This is a genomic window from Novipirellula rosea (assembly GCF_039541335.1).
GTDB classification, from domain to species: domain Bacteria; phylum Planctomycetota; class Planctomycetia; order Pirellulales; family Pirellulaceae; genus Novipirellula; species Novipirellula rosea.
Genome location: NZ_BAABGA010000039.1, coordinates 95,884 through 115,167, shown reverse-complemented (window position 1 = coordinate 115,167; position 19,284 = coordinate 95,884). Strand labels below are relative to the sequence as shown.

General features: G+C 54.9%; 13 protein-coding genes. 6 read left to right on the top strand and 7 right to left on the bottom strand.

The genetic code is table 11. The features are described from left to right. Positions 1-14: 14 nt before the first annotated feature. Positions 15-728, bottom strand: coding sequence for a TVP38/TMEM64 family protein (locus ABD971_RS16380; protein WP_345323783.1), 714 nt, complete (start codon positions 726-728; stop codon positions 15-17). 12 nt (positions 729-740) lie between these two features. After that, positions 741-1,166 carry a TraR/DksA family transcriptional regulator gene (locus ABD971_RS16375; RefSeq protein ID WP_345323781.1) on the bottom strand — a complete coding sequence of 142 codons (426 nt, stop codon included), beginning with the start codon at positions 1,164-1,166 and terminating at the stop codon, positions 741-743. Positions 1,167-1,481: 315 nt separating this feature from the next. Between ABD971_RS16375 and ABD971_RS16370 the strand changes: the two genes are divergently transcribed. From ABD971_RS16370 to ABD971_RS16355, 4 genes are all read left to right on the top strand, one after another. Next, positions 1,482-2,306, top strand: coding sequence for a metallophosphoesterase family protein (locus ABD971_RS16370; protein WP_339942685.1), 825 nt, complete (start codon positions 1,482-1,484; stop codon positions 2,304-2,306). A gap of 1,427 nt (positions 2,307-3,733) precedes the next feature. Beyond that, positions 3,734-6,286, top strand: a complete 2,553-nt coding sequence (gene glgP, locus ABD971_RS16365) for an alpha-glucan family phosphorylase (protein WP_345323779.1) — start codon at positions 3,734-3,736, stop codon at positions 6,284-6,286. A gap of 267 nt (positions 6,287-6,553) precedes the next feature. After that, entirely contained in the window at positions 6,554-8,935 is a 2,382-nt protein-coding gene (locus ABD971_RS16360) for a phosphoketolase family protein (RefSeq protein ID WP_345323777.1), read from the top strand. Positions 8,936-9,009: 74 nt separating this feature from the next. After that, positions 9,010-11,079, top strand: a complete 2,070-nt coding sequence (locus ABD971_RS16355) for a glycogen debranching protein (protein WP_345323775.1) — start codon at positions 9,010-9,012, stop codon at positions 11,077-11,079. Positions 11,080-11,187: 108 nt separating this feature from the next. Here the strand turns inward: ABD971_RS16355 and ABD971_RS16350 are convergent, their stop codons facing one another. The 3 genes from ABD971_RS16350 to ABD971_RS16340 form a co-directional block, all read right to left on the bottom strand. Next, positions 11,188-12,027, bottom strand: coding sequence for a hypothetical protein (locus ABD971_RS16350; protein WP_345323773.1), 840 nt, complete (start codon positions 12,025-12,027; stop codon positions 11,188-11,190). Between the two features lie 249 nt (positions 12,028-12,276). After that, positions 12,277-12,750: a hypothetical protein gene (locus ABD971_RS16345; RefSeq protein WP_345323771.1), complete on the bottom strand. Its 474-nt coding sequence runs from the start codon at positions 12,748-12,750 to the stop codon at positions 12,277-12,279. A 293-nt stretch (positions 12,751-13,043) separates the two neighbouring features. Further along, on the bottom strand, positions 13,044-14,591 hold the full coding sequence (locus tag ABD971_RS16340; protein ID WP_345323769.1) for a sulfatase family protein: 1,548 nt from the start codon (positions 14,589-14,591) through the stop codon (positions 13,044-13,046). Between the two features lie 411 nt (positions 14,592-15,002). Between ABD971_RS16340 and ABD971_RS16335 the strand changes: the two genes are divergently transcribed. Next, the gene (locus ABD971_RS16335) at positions 15,003-15,329 is read left to right on the top strand and encodes a hypothetical protein (RefSeq protein ID WP_345323766.1); all 327 of its coding nucleotides are present in this window, start codon (positions 15,003-15,005) and stop codon (positions 15,327-15,329) included. A 238-nt stretch (positions 15,330-15,567) separates the two neighbouring features. Next, positions 15,568-16,197 (top strand): 3-keto-disaccharide hydrolase, encoded by a 630-nt coding sequence (locus tag ABD971_RS16330; RefSeq protein ID WP_345323764.1) that lies wholly within the window; start codon positions 15,568-15,570, stop codon positions 16,195-16,197. A 53-nt stretch (positions 16,198-16,250) separates the two neighbouring features. Here ABD971_RS16330 and ABD971_RS16325 read toward each other — a convergent pair whose 3' ends face one another. Together ABD971_RS16325 and ABD971_RS16320 are read right to left on the bottom strand one after the other, a co-directional pair. Then, positions 16,251-16,751 (bottom strand): hypothetical protein, encoded by a 501-nt coding sequence (locus ABD971_RS16325; RefSeq protein WP_345323762.1) that lies wholly within the window; start codon positions 16,749-16,751, stop codon positions 16,251-16,253. 83 nt (positions 16,752-16,834) lie between these two features. After that, positions 16,835-19,273: a protein kinase domain-containing protein gene (locus ABD971_RS16320; RefSeq protein WP_345323760.1), complete on the bottom strand. Its 2,439-nt coding sequence runs from the start codon at positions 19,271-19,273 to the stop codon at positions 16,835-16,837. Positions 19,274-19,284: the final 11 nt, after the last annotated feature.

The following is a 19,284-nucleotide window of genomic DNA, read 5'->3' as shown; positions in this document are numbered from 1 at the left end:
AACAACCTAGGGAATCACGAGCGTTCAGCGAGCGAGTCGTCTTCCAAGTCTTGCTGCCCATGTGGAAATCGCCGGAGTGCCCATCGCGTCGCGATCGGCAATAACGCAAAGAGCGAAAGCAGTGCCAACAACTTCACATCAACGATGCTCCACACGCCTTCTTGGGCCATCGTTCGTAACGTCGGTAATTGGGATCCGGCGAGCACAAACACAATCGTGCCTGGCAACATTCCCACCCAGGTGGTCCAAGCGAACGTGGTGACCGGAATCGCGGTCGCTCCCGATGCGTAATTGACCAACGTATACGGTGCGTGAACCAGCCGAAGCGAAAGCAGGTAGCTACCTCCGTTTCGAGACACCGCTCGGTCGATCGCTGCAACGATCTTCGACAACTTTCCCTTCACCATCTCTCTAAGCAAATACCGCACGACGAGAAAACTGATGACAGCAGCGATCGTTAATGCAGAGCTCGAGATCACCAAAGCCATCCAAAATCCAAACAACCAACCGTAAATGATCGATTTACCGGGCGTGCCAGGGACCAACGATAGGGCTAGATAGATAACGAAGCCGGACAGCGGAGACCAAAACGGGTGGTGTTGAACGTAGCCACGCAGTTCGTCCTCTTGTTCTAGAATCGGATCCAACGACACCTTATCGCCGAATGCAAACCATCCGATCACGGCGATCACCAGCAGAACAACGACGAAGGACAGACGCCAATGCATCGAGTGTGACCTCTACCGACGAGACGACGTGGAACGCGACGCTCGCTGGTTCTGTCCGGTGGAGTTGTTGGACAAACGAATCGAGTTCTCTAGCGATTCCTTGGCTTCTTGGCACGGCACGCACTTGTCGGCAAAGGGGACATTACGTAACCGATCAACCGGGATGTTTTTCGAACATTCGACGCACCGCCCGTACGTCCCCTCTTTCACACGCAACAAGGCCGCTTGGATCGCGGCCAACTCTTCGCTTTCGGCTTCCGCTAACGTTGAATTCACCGTGGCGTAATCCAATTCCACCGCAGCATCGGCAAGATCACCTGCCACGGCATCATCCGAATTGTGAAGCTGCGATAACTCGCCATCGAGCAATTCGAGTAGCTCCGAGCGCCGCTGCACCAGCTTTTTGGCCAACGATTTCATTTGGTCTTCGCGTTTCATCATCCATCCTCCCTCGTGGAACGGTCGATCCTAAACAGAGACAATCGATTATCGCCGTCGTCACCAACCGATTGGAACAGGCCAACCAGGGCAACATTCATGCCATTTGCCATCAAAATTCGGTGCCCCACCGGGTTCGCCCCTACGACAGCGCTACGTTGATTCGTTTTCCCCTGATTTTCAGGTCCAATGTTGGTATGAGTTGTGCACGGAAATCGACTCCAGACGAATCATGGTCGCGATCGCAATCCGCACTGAATTGCGACACCGTTTCGCAATCCGCCTCCGAGGACCGTTACAACTTGAGCAAGTGACATGAAGATCCTGCACATTTCCGACCTCCATTTTGGGCCGCCCTACCTGCCTCGCGTGGGGCAGGCGATGATTGAGTTAGCTCCCAAGTTGAATCCCGACGCAATCGTCGTCAGTGGCGACTTGACTCAGCGAGCCAAACGCGAACAGTTTGTTGCCGCTCGTGAATTTCTGGACCAGTTGCCGAAGTGTCCCATGCTGGTAATTCCTGGCAATCACGACGTGCCGTTGTACCGAGTGAAAGAGCGACTGACTGATCCGCTGGGTTTGTACCGAGAAATTATCACGGATGATCTCGCCCCGGTATTGACGATGGACGAGGCGATCATCGTTGGGCTCGATTCAACGTCGCCTCGACGGGCGATTTCCAATGGCCGCATTGTACCGTCGCAGCTCGAACATTCCGGACGTGTCTTCGGGGCCGCCTCGCCAGAGCTTTGCAAGATTTTGGTCGCGCATCATCATTTTGCTCCCGCACCGGACAACCTTCGAGACAACGCGATGCCCAAGGCAAAACGGGCGATCAATCAGTTCGTCGATCAAGGCGTCGAACTGATCCTAGGCGGCCACCTGCATCGTGCCTACATCGGCAACTCGCTCGACTTCTATTCGGGGAACCATCGTGACCGAGGCATTGTGATCGTCCAGTGCGGCACGACGACATCGCGACGTGGCCGAGGGCGTGAACGCGAGAAGAACTCATTCAACTTAATTGAGATCGCACCGGAGACGCTTACCATCACCCATCATATGTTCTTCGACGAGCAGGGCGATTTCGCGGCACTGAGCCGTCACCAATTCCCCCGCCACGGCCGCGTGTTCAAGTAGCGGCCGCTGAAATCGCCGGAGCAATCAAACGAAGGTAAAAGATGCGAGGTTAGAAAATGGGGAAGGCTGGGCTTCAAAAGTTTCGAAGGCTGAAAACCGGCAGGTTCGAGACCTCAGCCTACTGCTTCGGTTCAGTCCGCAGATGAAGACAGAAACATTGGTGCGACAGAAAGATTAAAAAAGCCCAGTCTCCCTCGCCCAATTTTTCTGTCGCACCAATCTTTCTGTCTACTCAACCGCAGAGGCATCGAAGGCCGAGTGTCGCGGGAAGTCAGCAGATTCACTCCGAATGGTCCTCTGCCGTCGACTCTCGTCATCAAGGCATACGATGCCACGATTATTCCGTGAGCTCAGGCCGCAGTTAACGACAGAAATATTGATGCGACAGAAAAGATTAAAAACACCAGTCTGCCTCGCAGAATTTTTCTGTCGCACCAATCTTTCTGTCGACTCAATCAGCAGAGGCATCGCAAGCCGATGATCGCGGAAAGCGGACAGATTCACTCCGAACGGTCCTCTGCCGTCGACTCTCGTCATCAAGGCATACGCTGCCACGATTATTCCGTGAGCTCAGACCGCAATTGAGGACAGAAACATTGGTGCGACAGAAAGATTAAAAACACCCAGTCTAACTCACCCAATTTTTCTGTCGCACCATTCTTTCTGTCTATCCAACCGCAGAGGCATCGCAGTCCGATGATCGCGGGAAGCCGTAAACTGACTCCGAACGGTCCTCTGCCGTTGTCTCTTGTCACCAAGGCATACAGCGCCACGACTATTCCATCAGCTCAGGCCGCAATTAACAACAGAAACATTGGTGCGACACAAAGAATAAAACCGCCCAGTCTAACTCACCCAATTTTTCTGTCGCACCAATCTTTCTGTCGACTCAATCAGCAGCGTCATCGCAGGTCGATGATCGCTGGAAGCGCGTAGCTTCACTCCGAACGGTCCTCTGTCGTTGACTCTCCTCATCAAGGCCTACGATGCCACGATTACATGAGGTGGGACACTCGCTTGCGGGCCGTTGGCTGATGCGTTCTTGCCAAAGGTCTTGGCGACTTTCGCTACGGGCGTGCAGTGGTGCTCGACTGTGCAAATACGGGCGATGGCGGTGTGCGATTAACGCCTCGATTTCGGAATTCAGTCGATGGGCACCTGTGCGATCAACGGATTACGTCGTTTTTGAGATGACGATTTGTCACAGTGGTTTGGCACCAATAATGCTTCGCTTGGCGGCAGCGGATCTCGACAGTCGTTTTTATCGATTCTCCGGGCGTCCTTTCGACACGATGAATACAGGAGGATGAAATGCCCGCTACGGTGCCCGCCATTGCTCATGCCAACGGCTTGCAAATCGATATCATGGAAAAGCATGTCATGCGAAAACTCGCTGAGCAAGATCGCCTGCAACTGGCGGAAGAACAATGAGCGACAATCCGCGACATGTGCACCCGATCTATGATCTGTTTCCAATCGAGATCGACGGCTTCGAATCGCTAGCCGAACTAGCGTTAGACCTTCGGTCCTCGTGGAACCACGCGACCGACGAAGTTTGGCGTCGATTGGACGCGGAACTTTGGGAGATCACTCAAAACCCGTGGGTAGTGCTGCAAACGGTTTCGCGTCAACGAATCGAACACGTCCTGGGGGATGCGGCGTTTCGGCAGAAGGTCGATCAGTTGGCCGAGATGCGCCGGCAAACGGCGGAGCAGCCTGCTTGGTTTCAGCAAACGCATTCGGAATCACCACCGCTGACGTGCGCCGCCTACTTCAGCATGGAATTCATGCTCAGCGAGGCGTTGCCTATCTATTCGGGCGGCCTCGGTAACGTCGCCGGCGATCAACTTAAAGCGGCCAGCGATCTGGGTGTGCCGGTCGTTGGCGTGGGACTGCTGTATCAACAAGGCTATTTTCGCCAATCCATCGACAATGCTGGACGCCAGCAGGCGTTGTACCCCTACAACGATCCTGGCCAACTGCCGATCCGGCCACTGCGGGACGCCGACGGTGAATGGCTTCGTCTAAAGATCGAACTGCCCGGTTACTCGGTTTGGCTGCGTGCGTGGCAGGTTCAAGTTGGACGTGTGAAGCTGTATCTGCTGGACAGTAATGACGCAGCAAATTTCCCGGCGCATCGCGGCATCACCAGCGAGTTGTATGGCGGCGGACACGAGCTGCGTTTGCGACAAGAACTGATTCTGGGGATTGGGGGTTGGCGGTTGCTTTCCACGCTCGGGATCACTCCCGAAGTTTGTCACTTGAACGAAGGGCACGCCGCGTTTGCGGTTCTGGAACGAGCTCTGCAATTTATGGATGCATCAGGGCAACCGTTCGAAGTCGCGTTGGCGGTCACGCGTGCAGGAAATTTGTTCACAACGCATACGGCGGTGGCTGCAGGTTTCGACCGTTTTGCACCTGCGATGATCGAACAACATCTGCGCCGCTATGCCGAACAGAAACTGGGGATAACGGTGCACGACTTGATGGCACTCGGTCGGTTGAACCCAAGTGATGAATCGGAACCCTTTAACATGGCGCTTTTGGCGATCCGGGGAAGCGGCAGCGTCAATGGCGTCAGTCGTTTGCACGGCCAAGTCAGTCGCCGCATCTTTGAACCGTTGTTTCCGCAGTGGCCCACCGACGAAGTGCCGGTGGGACACGTGACCAATGGCGTCCACATGCCGAGTTGGGATTCGGCTGCGGCGGATAAGGTTTGGACCCAGATGTGTGGCAAAGACCGCTGGTTAGGAACAAGCGAAACGCTAGAGTGCGACATTTGCCGCGTCTCGGACGAGAAACTCTGGCAGTTTCGCGTCGATGCCACTCACCGATTGGTTGACTACGCCCGCAAACGATTGTCGCGTCAATTGGCGAGTGCAGGTTCATCCCCCGAGGAAGTCGAAGCGGCCAAACATCTGTTTGATCCGAACCTGTTGACGCTCGGTTTTGCACGCCGCTTTGCGACCTACAAACGGCCGAATTTGTTGCTGCATGATCCCGATCGGTTGCTGCGATTGTTATCGAATCCTGAGCGACCGGTCCAACTCGTGATCGCTGGCAAGGCGCATCCAGCGGACCATGCCGGCCAGGATCTGATTCGTCAATGGATCGATTTCATCCGGCACCCCATCGCACGTCAACACGTGATCTTTATCAGCGACTATGACATGCTACTGGCCGAACAATTGGTGCAAGGCGCCGACGTTTGGATCAACACTCCGCGGCGGCCTTGGGAAGCGAGTGGAACCAGCGGCATGAAGGTGCTGGTCAATGGTGGCATCAATCTATCCGAGCTAGACGGTTGGTGGGCCGAAGCCTACACGCCCGAAGTGGGCTGGGCGATCGGTGATGGCAACGAACATGGCGACGATCCCGCTTGGGATGCGGTCGAAGCCGAACAGCTTTACAGCGTGCTTGAAAACGAGGTTGTTCCCGAATTCTACACTCGAAATGAACAAGGCATCCCCAATCAATGGCTGGCCCGCATGCGAGCGAGCATGTCGCAATTGACTCCGCAATTCTCAGCCGTTCGCACGGTGCGTGAGTACACACAGCAACACTATATTCCCGCCGCCACCGCGTACCGCCACCGCGCCGCGTACAATGGCGCGGGCGGCACCAGCATTGTCAACTGGGAACATTCGCTTCGTGAGAAGTGGGCATCGCTGAAATTTGGTGAGGTGAGATTGCAGTCGAGTGAAAACGAGCACACGGTTGAAGTCGACGTCTACCTCGACGGACTCGATCCGAGTTTCGTGCGAGTGGAGTGGTATGCCGACCCGCTGGACGGCGAAGACGCGGTTCGTCAGGAAATGTTGCGAACCGAGCCGCCCGTGGACGCCGCCGAAAACTGGGCGACGTACAGCACTACTGTCGCTACCACTCGCTCCGCATCCGATTTCACGCCACGGATCGTGCCGAAGCACGCCAGCGTCGCGGTGCCACTGGAACTGGATCTGATCCGGTGGCAACGATGAAACAAAACCACCGTAGCAAATAGCACCGTAGCAAATAGCACCGTAGCAAAACTCGCCAAGAGTTCCGACCAGCCACACGCCGTTAGCTCAACGCCACCAACTTTGGCAGCGTCACAGCTGACGACGTCCATTCGCATCACACATTCACGGCGGTTCCCGAAAGTCTCTGCGACTTTCGCTACCACGCAACTTACTCACCACGATTTCACTCATCACTGCCGGCCCAGTCGATCAAACCCAGTCGATCAAACCCTCAGGAGTCCAACAATGACAACGCTCACCTCCTCGCCACCCCTCTCCCCTGAACTGCTGCAAACCATCGACGCCTATTGGCGGGCGGCCAACTATTTGTCGGTGGGGCAAATCTATCTGTACGACAATCCACTGCTCAAGCGGCCGCTGCAGCTATCGGACGTCAAAAACATGTTACTTGGTCACTGGGGAACCACGCCGGGTCAGAACTTCATTTACGCTCATCTAAACCGAGTGATTAAACAATACGATCTCGACATGATCTACGTTTCGGGTCCGGGTCATGGCGGTCCCTCGGTCGTCGCCAACACGTACCTCGAAGGCACGTACAGCGAAATCTATCCCGAGATCAGCCTGGACGAAGAGGGTCTGCGAAAGCTATTTATCCAATTCTCGTTCCCCGGCGGTATCCCCAGCCATGCTTCGCCTGAGTGTCCCGGTTCGATTCACGAAGGAGGCGAGTTGGGCTATTCGCTAAGCCACTCGTTTGGCGCGGTGTTTGACAATCCCGATCTGATCGTCGCCTGCGTTGTCGGTGATGGCGAAGCCGAAACGGGACCACTGGCGACGGCATGGCACTCGAACAAATTCCTCGATCCAGCGACGGACGGCGTGGTGCTGCCGATCTTGCATCTGAACGGTTACAAGATCGCTAACCCTACCATCCTGGCTCGGATTGAGCACGAGGAACTCGAGCAGCTGTTTCGTGGTTATGGTTGGACGCCGTACTTTGTCGAAGGCGACGACCCGAAATCGATGCACGAAGCGATGGCCGCGACGATGGACATCGTGGTCGAGCAGATCAAAGGCATCCAGCACAACGCCCGAGTCAACGGAGATTTAACGCGTCCTCGTTGGCCGATGATCGTCTTGAAATCACCCAAGGGATGGACGGGACCGAAGGTGATCGACGGCGTGCCGAATGAGGGGACGTTTCATGCTCACCAAGTTCCGCTTCGCGAGCTCGCGAAGCACCCCGAACACTTGCAGCAACTCGAAGCATGGTTGCGAAGCTATCGGCCCGAGGAATTGTTCGACGAGAATGGCCGACTGAAGCCTGAAATCGCCGAACTTGCTCCGATCGGAGATCGCCGTATGGGAGCGAACCCGCATGCCAACGGTGGCAAACTACTGCGTGATTTGAAACTGCCGAATTATCGCGATTACGCAGTCCATGTGCCGCAACCGGGCATCATGGGCATTGGCGACACTCATGAATTGGGCCGTTTCATTCGTGACGTCGTCGAATTGAATGATACGCAAAAAAACTTTCGCGTGTTTGGCCCCGACGAAACCGTATCCAACGGTTTGGAAGCGGTCCTAAATGTCACGAATCGTCAATGGGATGCCAGAACGGTGCCCGGCGACGAGTCGCTCGCGCCCACCGGTCGCGTGATGGAAATGCTGAGCGAACATCAATGCGAAGGCTGGCTCGAAGGCTACCTATTGACGGGACGTCATGGATTGTTCAATTGCTACGAAGCGTTTATCCACATCGTCGATTCGATGTTCAATCAACATGCCAAATGGTTGAAGGTCACAAACCATCTGCCGTGGCGACACAAGATTGCATCGCTGAACTACTTGCTTGCTTCGCATGTGTGGCGGCAGGACCACAACGGATTCACACACCAAGACCCCGGCTTCATCGATCACGTGGTGAATAAGAAAGCGGAGGTCGTGCGAGTGTATTTGCCGCCAGATGCGAATTGTTTGCTGTCGGTCATGGATCACTGTTTGCGAAGTCGTCACTACGTCAATGTCGTGATCGCGGGCAAACATCCCGCGCCGCAGTGGTTGACGATTGAAGCGGCAGAGAAACACTGTGCCGCAGGCATCAGCATCTGGCAATGGGCGAGCAACGATGATGGTGGCGATCCCGATGTCGTGATGGCTTGTGCCGGAGATGTGCCGACGCTGGAAACGTTGGCGGCGGTATCGATCATGCGTGAACATTTGCCCGAGCTGAAAATTCGCGTCGTCAACGTCGTCGACTTGATGAAGCTGCAACCCGAATCCGAGCATCCGCATGGACTAAGCGATGCCGATTTCGATGCGTTGTTTACCACGACAAAACCGGTGATCTTTGCGTTTCATGCGTATCCGTGGTTGATTCACCGATTAACCTATCGCCGCACCAACCACGACCAATTTCATGTTCGTGGTTACAAGGAAGAAGGCACGATTACGACTCCGTTTGATATGACGGTGATGAACAACTTGGACCGATTCGATCTTGTCATGGACACCATCGACCGGTTGCCCCAAACCGGTAAAAAGGGGGCTATGCTGAAACAAAAACTGGCCGAGAAACTGGTGCAACACAAGCAATATATCTGTCGACACGGCCAAGACATGCCCGAAATCCGTGACTGGAAATGGAGCCCTCAGCCGTAGCGACGAGACGTATCGCAATCACAACCCTTCAAATACTCACAGCGAGTTTCGTGACGCTGAAATGACCAACGACGATGAATACTTGGGAAAAGATCGAGGGCACGCCTTACCCGTTGGGCGCAACGTGGCTCGACGATAACGCGGCGTTCAACTTCTCGCTGTATTCGAAACATGCCGAGACAGTGCGGTTACTTTTATTCTCGGCGAGCGACGTCGTTCACCCTGTGTTCGAATACACGCTGGACTATTTGAAGAACAAATCGGGCCCGGTCTGGCATTGCCGAGTCAGCAAGTCGGATGCCGCCGACGCAATCTACTACGCCTATCGCGTGGACGGTCCGCCGCCGCAACCCGGTTACGATTGGCATAGCTTTGACTTCGAAAAAGTCCTACTCGATCCGTGTGCTCAAAGCGTTTATTTCCCGGATGACTTCAGCCGTGATGCGGCACGGCGTCCTGGGTCCAATGCGGGCCAAGCACCGCTGGGGGTACTGCCCGACCGGTTGTGTGGTTTTGATTGGCAGGACGATCGACAACCTCGCCATGGCAACGATCTGGTGATCTATGAACTGCACGTCAAAGGGTTTACACAGCATCCCGATTCGGGTGTTCCGGACCTGCATCGCGGAACCTTTCTGGGCGTCGTCGATAAAATCCCGTACCTCGTCGAATTGGGCATCACCGCCGTCGAACTGATGCCGATCTTTCAGTTTGATCCCGATGATGGCAATTATTGGGGTTACATGCCGATGAACTTTTATTCGCCGCATCATGCTTACGCGACCGCACCGGGAGCGTGTCCACAACAGCACGAATTCCGAACGATGGTCAAGGCACTGCACGCGGCGGACATCGAGGTCATCTTGGACGTCGTCTATAACCACACCTGCGAAGGCGACCTGCGGGGACCGACGTATAGTTTCAAAGGGATCGACAGCAGTTCGGCTTATGTCATGACGGGTGACCCCGACGCACCGTTTGCCAATTACAGCGGCACCGGCAACACACTGCATACCGCAAACCGAGCCGTCCGCCGACATATCATCGACAGTCTGCGGTTTTGGGATTCGGAAATGCGGGTTGATGGATTTCGTTTCGACCTGGCCTCGATCTTCACTCGCAACTCTGACGGATCGATCAATTTGGATGACCCGCCGATCATTAGCGAAATTGGTACGAACGCTGATCTCACCAACAATCGTTTGATCGCCGAACCATGGGACGCGGGAGGGGAATTCCAGCTCGGTCGAAAATTCCCGGGCCAGCGATGGATGCAGTGGAACGCACACTACCGAGACACACTGCAACGGTTCGTTCGCGGTGATGATGGGATGGTGGGTGATCTGATGACGCGGCTGTACGGCAGTGCGGATCTGTTCCCGGATGATCGGATGCACGCGTATCAACCGCCGCTAAGCGTCAACTACATCACATCCCATGACGGATCCACGCTGTACGATCTTGTCTCGTATAACCAAAAACGCAATTGGGCCAACGGACACAACAACACCGACGGCAGCCAGGAAGCGAGCTGGGACAGCGGTTGGGAAGGAGACGACGGGGTGCCGGCTGAAATCGTCCGTCTTCGCAAACAGCAAATCAAGAACTTTATCAGTTTGTTGATGTTGTCTAACGGAACGCCGATGTTCCGCATGGGCGACGAGTTTCTACAAACTCAGGGTGGCAATAACAATCCGTACAATCAAGATAACGAAACAAGCTGGCTCGCTTGGGACCGTTTGCGAGAGCACCGCGATATCTTTCGATTCGTTAAACAGATGATCGACTTTCGCAAGTCGCATCCATCGATCAGCCGCTCACGGTTTTGGCGTGACGATGTGAAATGGTACGGCAGCGGCCACCACGTTGACTTCTCGACGTCATGCAAACAACTCGCCTACGCTTTACACGGAGCATCGCAAAACGACTGCGATCTCTACGTTATGATCAACGCCGGCGATGAACCGATCGAATTCGGAATCCAAGCAGGGACGCCGGGATCATGGTTCCGCATCGTCGATACGTCGCGTCCAAGTCCGGACGATTTTACCGCGTCTCCGGACAAGACAATCCAGCAAGCAGCCTACAAGGTCGCGGGACGGTCGGTCGTGGTCCTGGCAAACGCGACGTCAGAATCGCCGTAGCCCCCAATCGTCCACAACGTTGCTTTTTGCGACGTTGCTTTTTGCGACGTTGCTTTTTGCGACGTTGCTTTTTGCGACGAGGCTGTTTTTGCTACGAGGCTGTCTTTGCTACGAAGCCCCGTTGGCGATCAATTCGTTTTGAAAGTCGGTCCAGAACGCTTTGCCTTTGGCATACTGGATCGGATCGATACGGGATTTGAACGCTTCGAGATAGCTTAGATAGCTGTCAGCGTAGTCGACGTACGAGTACTCTGGGTCCGCCATTGGATTGACGAAACGCGGGTCGCCGGGTTCGACTTGGTAGGCAAAGGCCCCGGATTCGTCGACGTGAAAATTTGCCAGCAGCGTTGGCAATTTCATCTGCAATTCGTAGAGACTTCGTTCGCCCCAGTCCATCCCTTCGGTCGCAGCTTCGAAAGCTTCCGCGACTGGTTTGGGGGTGGTGCTGTCGGGAAACCGCAGCCCCCAAGCGGCACCGGACTGCGTGAGACCATCGCGATTCATATCGACCTGAGCTGCGGGCGGAATCAGCAAATTCATCGCCCCTTCTTCGCTCAACGTATCGACTTGGATCGGATTGGCCAGATGATGGATGCCTTGAACCACGGCCATCTGGTCTTTAGACAGCGACGACAAATACGCTTTAGGAGCGACGTACCCGCCATTTTTATAGGCATTTTGAATGAGATCGCCGTACTGTTTTCCAAGTTCACGCGGTGCTTCGGTCGTGCGGTAGCGGCCTTGCAACTCGAGCTGGAACCATCCGTCCCACGATTCCTGGATCTGTGTTTGAAGCGGTTCGTCGGATTCGAGCGGTTCGGCCGAAGCATAGCCCGCATGTCCGGCCCCGGCCAAGACTTCACTGAACACGTTTTGCAGACTGTGTTCCGCATCCGAGCGTCTTTGCTGCAGCGTGCGATAGCCCGTGGTTGAATCCGAAATTTCCATCGCTGCGAATCCGAAAAAAAGACGACGACAAATAGCGTCTATGATCGGAATAAGGACCTACGACTCTTGAGTCAAACCGACGAAATGCACCTGAATCGTCGCCATCGTGTTGGATCGTGACTTCTCGGCGTCCGCGGAAGTCGTCAAGACTTTCGATCCACGATCGAGCCCCCCCGAAACGCTTGACGAGTTCCGCTACGAAATCCGTCACAGCACGGGCCGAAATGGCTACCGAAATCCGCAGGCTCCTCAACTCGGATAGGTGTCGAGTCCTTGCATCTGATAGCGAAAATCGAACTGCAAATCGGGATGCAGTTTCTCCATCGCTTTTTCGATCTTCTTTAACTGGGTCGCGTACATATTTGCACTGACTTTGCAACTGCGGAAGCGGATTTTCCGCTCGACAAATTGCCGACAAAAGTGGATTCGAATTCGCAGTTCGGTTTCTCTGTTGCCGGAGTAGCGAATGTACTTGTCCATCCAACGCACGATCTTTCGCATCGTCTTTTTATGAATGGTATGAGCCGTGGGGAGCTGTTGATCGATCTCGTCGCAGACGGCATCCGCGTACCCTTGTTCGTCATCCGCATGCATCAGCAGGTAAGTCAACAATTCTTTGTTATCGACCTTGTATTTTGCCAGACGGACGCATGCATCGAGTAGTTCGTCGCGGTCGAGGTTCGCGAGCGCCTTTTTCAGCTCATGGATCGATGCCGCCTTCATGGAGTGTTTTTTTGTTTGAGTGGGAGTAATCCGTGGCGAAAGTCGCCAAGACTTTCGGTGGTCTGGAGTCGTCGAAATCGGATTGCGTTTGACGAAACTTTTGACGGCTTGTTGATTTGATCCAAATGCAAATCGCAACGGTGAGCCGTGGGTCGTAAGGCACCGGGTCTTGCGTGGGACCCGGCCGCTGACGCGCGAGCGGCTCAGTAAATCGACAAGCCGTTGAGAAGTTCCGCTACGGAACGAGTTTTTTCATGGATGAACACGAGTCAATTTACGCGGCTTGGACCGGATTATTGCCGGGCATCGTATTCGGAGGCTTTGATCCACGTCAAATCGCGCCAATAACCGGTGTCATTTGATTGGGCCTCGCCTGGGGTGGTGCGACCATTCAAGACAATGTCGGTAAGTTTTTTTTGTAGCGAGTCGGCGATCTCGGGATGCAGCGCGATGACATTCGATGCTTCCGCCGGGTCTTTGGCCAAGTCGTATAATTCGTATTTGGCTTTGTCGTGCGGCAGCACCAATTTCCATGTTCCCTCGGTGACCGAGAAACGCCCCCCAATGCTGTGGTTGATCAGCGGTAATCGTTCGTGCTTTGCATCCGGATCGACCAGCACCGCTGCAAAACTTTGGCTGTCTTCGCCCGCGTTTTCGGGAAGCTCGACGTCCAGAATCTCGGCCAACGTTGCCAACACGTCCAATTGTCCCACCAGTGCGTCACAGCGGCGACCAGGCTCGGTAATCCCGTTTGGCCAACGCACGAAAAAGGGGACGCGATGGCCGCCTTCGTAGATATCGCGTTTGCCGCCTCGATAGATCGAACTGCTGTCGTGATCGAACTCTTTGATCCGTCGTTTCCACGACGTTTCCGGACCATTGTCACTGCTGTAGACAATCATGGTGTTTTGATCGAGACCGGATTGCTCGAGAAACTTCAAGATACGACCGACGTGGTAGTCCGTTTCGATCACAAATTCGCCATAGCCGCCTGCGTTGCCTTGCCCGTGGAATTCAGGCAACGGGCACACAGGGTAGTGCGGCGAGGTGTAGGGCAGGTAAACGAAAAACGGTTTGCCTGATTTCGCATCGCTCGCCTTGCCCTCCATCCACTGAATCGCTTTGTCCGTGAACCGGGTCAAACATTGGTTGTCGACGAAATCGGGAGCCACCTCCATCCCCCTGGTTCCGACCACCTTGGCGGTTTCCTCGGGCGTATCTTGGTAAGGCGGCATGATGCGATAATCGACGTGCCGATCGTTGGGCTTCTTTGCTGTAAACTTGGTCGGTGGCACTTTGGCATAACGCCCTTCGAACCACGCCAAGACGCCGTAGTTCAGCGACGCGGGAACGCCATAGAAATAGTCGAACCCCTTGTCCAGCGGCATATCTTTCACTGGTTTTGTCCAGTCGCGGTCGCGATAACTCGATCCGGGAAAATCCATCCCCAGATGCCATTTGCCCACCATCGCGGTGTGGTAGCCGTTGTCACGGAGCAACGAGGCCAGCGTCATGCGGGAATCGTCAATCAAACATTTGCCTTCGGCGACCATCACGCTTTTTTTCAGAGTCGTTCGCCATGAGTAGCGGCCCGTCAACAATCCGTATCGCGATGGGGTGCAAACCGAATCCGAGCTATGCCCGTTGGTGAACGCGATCCCTTCGGCAGCAAGCCGATCTAAATTGGGCGTCTGGAACTTCGCATCCGGGTTCAAACAACTTGCATCCCCGAACCCTTGGTCATCCGTATAGATCACGATCACATTGGGCTTTTCGGCAGCGGCCGACAGCGTTTGCGGAACGATCAGCCAGGCAAATAGCAAAGGTACCAGTGACTTCATAGCAGCGTGTTTCTTTAGACAAGGAGGAAATGGATCGAATCGGGTTGGCCAGCACGAGTCAAACATTGCGGATAGAACGACACGAAAGACCATGAAGCGAGAAGGAGTCACAGGGGCGTATCGAACAATCATTCTGACGCTGGCCTTCTGACGCTGGCCTTCCGACGCTGGCAAGCGTTGAAACCCGGGCGGGGTCAAGGATCCAGCGGCCGTTTCTCAGTCATGTTTTAGCGAGAACAAGCATGCCCAGGGTAGCAAGATTTCTCGTTTAGTTTCGTGATGGCGGAGCGTCAAAAGGTTGATGCGTGAAAGTCGGTGGTAGACAATGGGGATCACGATCATCCGTACTACCGATTATGATAATCGATTTCGACGCCAAACCGTTAAACGAACCCACTGCGAAGCCATTTTATGACTGATTCCGAAGAACCTGCTAGCCCAGACGCTGTTCCCCCCGAGTCCGCTGTTCCCCCCGAGTCCGCCGTGCCCCCCGAGCCCGTAGGCCCATCGAAAGAAGAATTGCGATTGGCGATGAAGGCGTTTCGAAAACGCTTGAAGCTGACTCGCTTGGACGATGAGTCGCGACTCGGTTACGGCCCGATGTCGTCAGGCCAATCCTCGGGTGTTGCCGCGATCACGCCACCCGACTCGTACCCCAAATCGGTTTGGCAAGAATTGGCCAATCAAGGAAAACTGAAACGCGAAGGCGGCGGTCTGTATTCGATCGTCGGTTCGTGAATCGATGATGTTGTTTTGATCCTGCCTACGCTGAGTCCACATCCCTGCCTCGCCCCTCTGCCCATCGCTGACCAGCATTTTTTTTGTAGGGTTTGTTCAAATTTAGCGTCGCGGAAGTCGCGAGTGACTTTCGTTCCTTGACGTATGCCCTCCGAAACTCTTGACGAGTTTTCGCTACGAAATGTTGCACCTCATTACCCTCTCCCCCCCTCCCTTCCTTCCTTTTTTAGAAGTAAACATGAAACGACTTGCTTTAACGATTTCACTGTGCCTGTTTGCGACCGCGAACCTGTTGCCCGCGGAAGACCGCGTGGCCGCCGATTCGTCCAAAAACGCAGTCCTGTTTGACGGCAAAACTTTGACGGGTTGGCATACCAAGCCAAAGGAATTTGCGTCCCACTGGACCGTCACCGACGGGATGATCATCGGTGACAATCCTGACGAAAAAGGATCGGTTTTGTGGACCGACAACGACTACACCGACTTTGAATTGTCCGTCGAATTCAAGACCGATTCTCCCGATTACGATTCGGGCGTCTTTCTGCATGGTGATTCGCACCAAGTTCAAATCGGAATTTCACGGTCGTTGAAAGTCGACCTCACCGCGTGCATCTACGCGCCTGTGGATAAGCAAGGTTCGTATCCTGCAAAATCGGACAAAGTCAAAACCGTTCACAAACCGGGCGAGTGGAATACGTTGCGAATGGTGGTCGACGGCAAACGTATCCAAACGTTCCTGAACGACGCCCCGTTTGTCGATTACACCGCAATCCGGTTTCCGGAAAAAGGTAAAATCGGGCTCCAGCTGCACGCGAACGTGCACCAGAAAATGCTGTTTCGCAATTTCAAGCTGACGCCTGCGAACTAAGCTGACGCCCGCGAACCAAGTTGCCGTCGATACGACCTACCGTTCCCACGGACTCAATAGGTCGAGGCGAACTGAGTGGTATCGAACGGAGCGGATTGTTCCTGTTTCGCTGCCAACGTCGTACTTTGACGCTCTGCAACACGGGCAGCGAGCCGCTCGGCTCGTTTTGCCCGTTTCTGTTCGGCACGTTCTTGCCGTTTGGCCAACAACGCATGTTCGCTTTCGATTCGCGTTTGCTGTTGTTGCTGGTAGAGCTGTTGCTGATAGGCTTGTTGTTGCATTGCCAACATCCGCTGTTGCTGTTGCAATTGGTCCCATTGCATCCGCATTTGGTACATTTGCCGCTGTGCGGCGACCGATTGGATCGCGGCAATCGAATCAAGTGGTATCCCACTGAGCGGCGAAACCGTCGCGACATTACCGCTCGCGGGTCCGCCACCGCCTCCTCGGCCGCCCGAGCATTGTGCTTGCACATCGCTGCACCCGCACGCTGCTGTCACAATAACCAATGGAATCACAGCCCGTGACATTTTTGATTTGAATCGCACTGACATGACGCTTCTCCCCGAGTAACATTCAGACATCTGCTGGGAACCCTTGCTCCCTAGTCATCAGGGTCGTTTCGCAGGATTGAATGTCACGGAGCAATCATGTCAAGCGAAGTTTGTCGCAATTCGCGTAGGTCTGGATTGTCAGCTGGCGCATACCCCGTCAACAGGATCGTCGCTTGACGATGCAGAACAATCGCCTCCACAAAATCGAACCACGGAATGGGAGAGGACCGCGTCGGTTGATCTTTCAGATCTCGGAACCATCGATCAAGTGTATCGTCCGCTTTTTGCAACGCATCGCGTGCTTCATCGGCTTGCCCACTGCGGTGCAACGCAATCGCCAACGGTGCATGGACAATGTCGGCTCCGGGCCAATTGGGGTCGTCGCCTGCTTCACGAAACCGCTCAATCGCCAACTCAAAATGGTTTGCCCGCAAATGCGTCACCCCGGTCACGTACAAACAGACCTGGCGAGGCAGAAATTGGCTGCCTTGGGGACCAGCGAAACGATCTGGAGGTAGCCCCGGATCATCAAACGAGCGTCTTCCGGGAGGTCCGAAGCCATGGTCCTCGGGTGCATCCAAGGGCTCACTCATTCGATCAAAATCATCCAGTGGCGTGTTTCGCGGGGGTCGCCGATCACGCGGCGGTCCTCCGCCGCTACGATGGGAGGGCCGAGCGGGTTGTGCGTCCAACCAACGTTCCGCGTCATTGGCAAATTGCTCGAACTGGATTGCTGACGTCGAATCTGCTGAAATCACCATGCCCCGCAACGTCCACCACTGAGGCGTTTGAGTGTCTTGCTGAGTGCGTTCGTAATTTTGCGTCACCCATTTGTTATAGGCCTGCTGGTCACCCGTCAATTGAAACAGCGCGGGAACGCCCCACCATTGTGGCGAGTCGGTCGGCGCCCCGAGGCTTAACGCATGCTCGTAATCCGCGGCGGCCTCGTCCCACAGTTTCAATCGCGTAAAGAACTGAGCCCGCTGGACCCAGGGCAAGTAATAACTGGGTTGCATTTGCACGGCGTTGCCATAATCTTCGCGAGCCTCGGGCCATTTCCCTGCATCGGCGTGAGCTTGTCCGCTGGCCACCAGCAGATTTGCGGACGTCAACCGTTCGGCAAACTGCTCGACTTCGCGGCGTGCCGCGGTGGCTTCGTTCTTCGCTTGCAACGCCTGCTGCAGTGCGCGATCTTTCTTATCACGCTCGTCGATTGCCGCGGACATTTGCCAAAGACTGGTCACCAATCCGATGATCATCGTAACGGCCACCAGCGACGCAGTGATCAAAGGGACACGGTTCCGCCGAGCGAATTTGCGAATCTGATAGCCACGACTGGGCGGACGTGCATTGATCGGTTCTTCGCTTAGATAATGACGTATATCGCCCGCCATCGCGGCAGCCGATTCGTAACGACGCGTCCGGTCCTTGTCCAACGACTTCATCACGATCCAATCCAAATCGCCGCGAACCGTGCTCGTCAAACGCGTCGGTTCGGTATGCCGAGAAACCGACACCGTGCTCAATCGTTCGCCCATCGTGGTTAGCCGCGTGCTGGGTTTTGGCGGTTCCTCTTCGCGAATGATGCGGCGCATCTCGTCATAACCGGCGGAATCTAAACGTTCGCGATCAAACGGCGTCGTGCCCGTCAACAATTCGTAAAGCATCACCCCCAACGAATAGATGTCGCTGCGCGTGTCGACATCTAAACCGCTCATCTCCGCTTGCTCGGGACTCATGTACAGCGGGGTGCCAATCATCGAGAAAAAGCGGGTGTAGATCGTTTTGTCGGTCAAGCTTTGTCCGATCGCTTTGGCGACGCCGAAATCGATCACTTTCACAACCGGTCTATCATCGTGCAGCGTCACCATCACGTTGCTGGGTTTGATGTCGCGGTGAATCACTCCTTTTTGGTGCGCGTGCTGAACCGCCGAACACACGTCAATGAACAAGCTTAAACGGGCCGCAACATCCAAATGATGGTTGTCACAAAACTCGGTGATCGGAACGCCGCGAACAAGTTCCATCACGAAATAGGGACGCGCATCATCGGTCACGCCGGCGTCAAAGACCTGAGCGATGTTGGGGTGATCCATCAAGGCAACCGCTTGTCGCTCGGCTTCAAAGCGTGCGATGACTTCTTTGGACCCCGTTCCAGGTTTGACAATTTTCAGCGCGACACGGCGTTTGACCGGACGTTCTTGTTGGGCAACGAACACCAACCCGAATCCGCCCTCGCCAATCTGTTCCATCAACCGGTACCCGCCGATTTTCATGCCGACATGTTCCGTCGATTTCGGGGGCGGGGCAATCGACGTGATCGTGGGCATGTCACTGAGCCCCTTGCCGAGCGGATTGTCCAGCGGGTTTGAGGGGTGATCGTGCGCCGCCAACAACGCCTCGACCGACGCTCGCAACGCCGCATTATCACCGCAAGCCGAGTCGAGATAGTCGTTACGCTGATCCGGTGTCGGCGAATCAAGCGCCTGCAAAAAAATCGAACGTTCGTTGGGACTGCTCATGGGGACCTAAA

Coding starts and splice junctions, on each gene's coding strand:
- ABD971_RS16380 (WP_345323783.1), bottom strand. CDS start 728: ATGCATTGGCGTCTGTCCTTCGTCGTTGTTCTGCTGGTGATCGCCGTG.
- ABD971_RS16375 (WP_345323781.1), bottom strand. CDS start 1,166: ATGAAACGCGAAGACCAAATGAAATCGTTGGCCAAAAAGCTGGTGCAG.
- ABD971_RS16370 (WP_339942685.1), top strand. CDS start 1,482: ATGAAGATCCTGCACATTTCCGACCTCCATTTTGGGCCGCCCTACCTG.
- glgP (WP_345323779.1), top strand. CDS start 3,734: ATGAGCGACAATCCGCGACATGTGCACCCGATCTATGATCTGTTTCCA.
- ABD971_RS16360 (WP_345323777.1), top strand. CDS start 6,554: ATGACAACGCTCACCTCCTCGCCACCCCTCTCCCCTGAACTGCTGCAA.
- ABD971_RS16355 (WP_345323775.1), top strand. CDS start 9,010: ATGAATACTTGGGAAAAGATCGAGGGCACGCCTTACCCGTTGGGCGCA.
- ABD971_RS16350 (WP_345323773.1), bottom strand. CDS start 12,027: ATGGAAATTTCGGATTCAACCACGGGCTATCGCACGCTGCAGCAAAGA.
- ABD971_RS16345 (WP_345323771.1), bottom strand. CDS start 12,750: ATGAAGGCGGCATCGATCCATGAGCTGAAAAAGGCGCTCGCGAACCTC.
- ABD971_RS16340 (WP_345323769.1), bottom strand. CDS start 14,591: ATGAAGTCACTGGTACCTTTGCTATTTGCCTGGCTGATCGTTCCGCAA.
- ABD971_RS16335 (WP_345323766.1), top strand. CDS start 15,003: ATGACTGATTCCGAAGAACCTGCTAGCCCAGACGCTGTTCCCCCCGAG.
- ABD971_RS16330 (WP_345323764.1), top strand. CDS start 15,568: ATGAAACGACTTGCTTTAACGATTTCACTGTGCCTGTTTGCGACCGCG.
- ABD971_RS16325 (WP_345323762.1), bottom strand. CDS start 16,751: ATGTCAGTGCGATTCAAATCAAAAATGTCACGGGCTGTGATTCCATTG.
- ABD971_RS16320 (WP_345323760.1), bottom strand. CDS start 19,273: ATGAGCAGTCCCAACGAACGTTCGATTTTTTTGCAGGCGCTTGATTCG.